Below are 2,853 nucleotides of genomic sequence, written 5' to 3' on the forward strand. Positions count from 1 at the left end.
CCTCGTGCATAGGCTCGCCGTTCTCTAACCAGTAAACACAATATTCGACCATAACAGTTTTATCATTTATCGTTGTAATGCCCCTCTACCTCCAAGATGTAGACCTCTACCACTTCCTCGTAAATGTCATAGATTATCCGGTCATGGGCGGTAATGTGTCGAGACCATGTAATATCCCCACCGCCCCTTAACGCTTCGGGATGCCCAAGCCCAGTCTTAGGGTGCTCTAACAATTCTTTGTAGATTTTCTTATACTTCTTGAACAAATTGGGGTTTGATTTCTTCCATTTGGCAATCACCTTATCCACCCCGTCGGAAACCCTAATTGTGTACATCATAGACTATCGAAATAAGCGTCAATATCCTCACTGCTTTTGAGGGTAACACACTTTCCGGATTTGATTTCTTCCCTTGCCTTGTCAATCCTTGCTTGCAGCTCCGGGGTTATCATCAAATCTTCACGACCAACTTTTACCAAAGCGTAAATCTCGTTTTTCCTGCGAATTAGTACCTGCTCGCCATTGTCAGCTTTGGTGAAAGACGCTGCGAGGTTGTTACGGTATTCTCTTACTGATAATGCTTCCATATCTGTTTGCTTTTAAATTCAGCACAAAGATAGCTATATTTCAATAAAATACAAACATTTTGTACACAAACGTGTACACGCCATAAAAACCCGTTTCCAATCCTACCGCCCGTTGGTTGGTTTTGCTTTGCTCTTTTTCCCTATCGTTTTTCTTTTTCCGACAGTAAATCAACCACTTAGCTCTATAAATTCCCCTTGTCTGTTATAAGCATCGTCTGTAATATGCTCTATCACTTCTTCGCAAACGCCCATAAATAAAGGGATTAGAACATGTGTTTCCCCACACTTTGGGAGTTTAGTCCCCACACTTTGGGAGTTTAAAAGTAAATTAGTCCCCACACTTTGGGAGTTTTACCCCTCTTTTTTTGTTTTAATGTGGGGATTGTGTATATTTGCAGCAAATCAATCGTTTATGAAAAAGAAACTACCTATTACCAAGAATAAAGATGTTGTTGTTTCATGGGTATATACATGGTCAAAACAGCAAGACATGTCCATACACGAACAAAGAATAGTTCTTCGCATACTGGAAGCGTGCCAAGCTGAACTAAAGGGAGTAAAACTGAAAGATTATGCAGGCACGAAACGCAAGTTTGAGCATGGACTTTGGGATGTTGATGCACAAATGCATGTATCTGACGTTATTTTTTCCGGACGTGATTACAATGAAATCATAGCCGCACTCGATTCTTTGGCAGGACGTTTTTTTACTTACGAAGATGACGAGGAATGGTGGAAGTGCGGATTTATATCTAACCCAAAATATAAAAAACGCACTGGCATTATAACCTTTCGTGTGTCTAACGACCTTTGGGATGTGTTTACCAAGTTCGCCAAGGGGTACAGAGAATTTGAGTTAAACAAGGCTCTTGCGCTACCTACTGGGTATTCCCTTAGGTTTTACATGTTAATGAGTGGGCAGGTGTACCCTTTGGATATATCCCTTGAAAACTTGAAAGACCGTCTTGGCATACCTGCGGACAAATACAAGGACAAGAACGGAAAAGACAGAATAGATCATTTTGAGGAAAGAGTTTTGAAACCAGCAAAGGCTGCGCTTGATGAGAGCTGCCCATACACTTTCAACTACGTGAAAGTGCGTGAAAACCCAAACAACAAACGTAGCAAGGTGACCGGGTTTAGGTTCTACCCGGTCTATCAACCACAGTTCAGAGATGAAGAACTGGAAGGGAAAGAATTGCAAGCAAAGGTTACAGCACGATATCAGATAGACAGCCATGTGTACGAGTACCTCCGTTATTCCTGCGGCTTCACATCGGAAGAGATAAACCGGAACAAAGAGACATTCATAACGGCACAAGAAAAGATAACCGACCTTATCGGAGAACTGGCTCTCCTAAACGGAAAATCACGAGAAAAGAACAATCCGAAAGGGTGGATTATAAACGCCCTTAAAGGGAAAATCAAGGATAAGTAACAAGATTACCCGGCTGAAACACTCCGGGTAATCTTGTCAAATCAGAGGAACGATTTCCATTTCTACACCAAGTTCTTTCATCTGCTGTTGTATTTCCTCGCTGCTTAGTTTCTCTCTCGCCAGTGCAAGCCCATGAAAGGCGTCCCAGCCTGCCGGCTTCGAAACGATACTACCGTTTAGGACGGCATGGGTGATTTCGCCGCCGGACTTCGCACCCTTGTTCAGTATGAAGAAGAACCGGGGTTCTTCGTGTTCCGTTGTTCCCATAATTCGTAAAGTTAGATGTTTATTTATTCCCCTTTTGTTCCCTTGCCTGCTCTTGGTAGTATTCATAATACTGCTTGTAGTTGTCCCGGTCTTTGGCTGCATCCGTCCAAAGATAGCACATGAAACAAGCGAACAATAGGGAGATAACAGCACAAAGGATTGAGTAGAACGAAATTCGTTTGTCCACATAACCGCCGTTTTTCATTCTGTACCCCTGCCGTTCAAAGTCCGCCAACACGTTTTTTAGGCGATTTTCGGCACTTTCAAGGCTTTTCCCGTCTATTTGTACCTTTCGGGCTGTTGCGTCCTCTATGCGCTTCGTATAGACTTCAACACGCTTTAGTTCTTGATACACCAGTTCTACCGCAAGCTGCGGGTTTACCCTTGGCGTTGTATCTTTTCTTTTCCGGGGGCTGTACTGTCCCTGCTTAACGTTGGAAGCTGCCGCTTCCGGGTGTGAGTTTGTTTCCATGAGATATGTTCATTGAGTTGCACTTCAGTTTGCTTTGTGTCCGCTCGATATGGGCGAGAGTGTAGCCTTTCCCTATCTCGCTTGCCTTAT

Annotated in this window: 5 protein-coding genes and 1 pseudogene; 1 reads left to right on the forward strand and 5 read right to left on the reverse strand. The window is 43.3% G+C overall.

Annotated elements, in window-relative coordinates:
- Nucleotides 1-62 precede the first annotated feature (62 nt).
- Together HMPREF0999_RS21550 and HMPREF0999_RS21555 are read right to left on the reverse strand one after the other, a co-directional pair.
- Nucleotides 63-338, reverse strand: coding sequence for a type II toxin-antitoxin system YoeB family toxin (locus HMPREF0999_RS21550; protein WP_004327436.1), 276 nt, complete (start codon nt 336-338; stop codon nt 63-65).
- Nucleotides 335-586, reverse strand: coding sequence for a hypothetical protein (locus tag HMPREF0999_RS21555; protein WP_004295507.1), 252 nt, complete (start codon nt 584-586; stop codon nt 335-337). The genes HMPREF0999_RS21550 and HMPREF0999_RS21555 overlap by 4 nt, the downstream gene beginning before the upstream one ends.
- A gap of 412 nt (nt 587-998) precedes the next feature.
- Here HMPREF0999_RS21555 and HMPREF0999_RS21560 point away from each other — a divergent pair, with 412 nt between their 5' ends.
- Entirely contained in the window at nt 999-2,024 is a 1,026-nt protein-coding gene (locus HMPREF0999_RS21560; RefSeq protein ID WP_004295509.1) for a replication initiation protein, read from the forward strand.
- A 36-nt stretch (nt 2,025-2,060) separates the two neighbouring features.
- Here the strand turns inward: HMPREF0999_RS21560 and HMPREF0999_RS21565 are convergent, their stop codons facing one another.
- The 3 genes and pseudogenes from HMPREF0999_RS21565 to HMPREF0999_RS23090 form a co-directional block, all read right to left on the reverse strand.
- Nucleotides 2,061-2,291, reverse strand: a complete 231-nt coding sequence (locus HMPREF0999_RS21565; RefSeq protein ID WP_004295510.1) for a hypothetical protein — start codon at nt 2,289-2,291, stop codon at nt 2,061-2,063.
- Between the two features lie 19 nt (nt 2,292-2,310).
- Nucleotides 2,311-2,763, reverse strand: coding sequence for a mobilization protein MbpC (mbpC, locus tag HMPREF0999_RS21570; RefSeq protein WP_004295511.1), 453 nt, complete (start codon nt 2,761-2,763; stop codon nt 2,311-2,313).
- Nucleotides 2,720-2,853, reverse strand: a pseudogene (locus tag HMPREF0999_RS23090) (mobilization protein); the annotation flags it as partial. The pseudogene HMPREF0999_RS23090 and the gene mbpC, both read right to left, overlap by 44 nt.

The organism is Parabacteroides sp. D25, from assembly GCF_000307475.1.
Lineage (GTDB): Bacteria > Bacteroidota > Bacteroidia > Bacteroidales > Tannerellaceae > Parabacteroides > Parabacteroides distasonis.

Coding starts and splice junctions, on each gene's coding strand:
- HMPREF0999_RS21550 (WP_004327436.1), bottom strand. CDS start 338: ATGATGTACACAATTAGGGTTTCCGACGGGGTGGATAAGGTGATTGCC.
- HMPREF0999_RS21560 (WP_004295509.1), top strand. CDS start 999: ATGAAAAAGAAACTACCTATTACCAAGAATAAAGATGTTGTTGTTTCA.
- HMPREF0999_RS21555 (WP_004295507.1), bottom strand. CDS start 586: ATGGAAGCATTATCAGTAAGAGAATACCGTAACAACCTCGCAGCGTCT.
- HMPREF0999_RS21565 (WP_004295510.1), bottom strand. CDS start 2,291: ATGGGAACAACGGAACACGAAGAACCCCGGTTCTTCTTCATACTGAAC.
- mbpC (WP_004295511.1), bottom strand. CDS start 2,763: ATGGAAACAAACTCACACCCGGAAGCGGCAGCTTCCAACGTTAAGCAG.